Origin of the sequence: Spirillospora sp. NPDC046719, from assembly GCF_040645715.1 — a bacterium.
Taxonomy (GTDB): Bacteria; Actinomycetota; Actinomycetes; order Streptosporangiales; family Streptosporangiaceae; genus Spirillospora.
Window position 1 is genome coordinate 1 of record NZ_JBEYYT010000948.1, and the last position, 1058, is coordinate 1058.

The following is a 1058-nucleotide window of genomic DNA, read 5'->3' on the forward strand; positions in this document are numbered from 1 at the left end:
CCCGCCCGGCTCCTGCTCCTCGACGAGCTGCCCCGCAACGAGGGCGGCAAGGTGCTCAAGCGGCAGCTCACCGACCTCTTCGAGAACTGACCACCACCAGCACAACCCAGGGAGCACATGTGGGCACCGCCGAGGCGACCTCCGCACAGCACGCCGTCTGGTTCACCGAGCGGGCCGGGGTCGCCGGCACGGCCTACCACATGGCGATCGGCGTACGGTTCGCCGCCGGACTCGACCGTCGGGCCCTCGTCGCGGCCTGCGCCTCGGTGACCGACCGGCATCCGATCCTCGCGGCCAGGATCGTCGGCGACGACGACGGCACCCCGCGCCTGGCACCGGCCGACACCCGTCCGACGGTCGGCTTCGCGGAACTGACCGACGCCCGGGTGACCGAGGAGATCGCCCGGACGTACGACCTGACGACCGGACCACTGGCCCGGTTCACCCTGCTCACCGACGCCGACGACACGCACCTGCTGCTCGTCACCGCACACCATCTGGTCTTCGACGGCATGTCGAAGGACATCCTGCTCCGGGACCTGGCCGCCGCGTACGCCGCCGCCCGTGGCGGTGCCACCGTGGACCCCGGGCCCCGACCCGACGAGTACGCCGGCCTCGCCACCGCCGAACAGCAACGCGTCGCCGTCGACCTGCCCGCCGCCCGCGACCACTGGCGGCGGCACTGGTCCGGGCTCGGTGAGGTGGTCCTGCCCGGCCTGCGGCGGCTGCCCACCGGCGCGGAGCCCGGTGTCGCCGTCCCCGTCGACCTGCCCAGCGATCTGGTCGACGGCGTCGACCGGGCCGCGCGGTCGCTCGGGGTGACCCGCTTCGAACTGCTCCTCGCGGTGCTGCACGCGCTGCTCGCCCGCTACGGCAACCGGGACACCCCGGTCGGGGTGGCGCTCTCCACCCGTACCCCCGACCAGGCCGACCGGATCGGACTGTTCGTCAACGAACTGCCCGTCACCGCCGACCCGGCCGGCGGGACGGTCCGCGCACACGCGCACACCGTCCGGGCCCGGCTGCGCGAGGTGTACCCGTTCCGCGCGGTGCCGTTG

Annotated in this window: 1 protein-coding gene; it reads left to right on the forward strand. The window is 74.1% G+C overall.

From position 1 onward, the window contains the following. Positions 1-119: 119 nt before the first annotated feature. A partial coding sequence (locus ABZ914_RS51780; RefSeq protein WP_500201872.1) for a condensation domain-containing protein occupies positions 120-1058 on the forward strand: 939 nt, incomplete at its 3' end.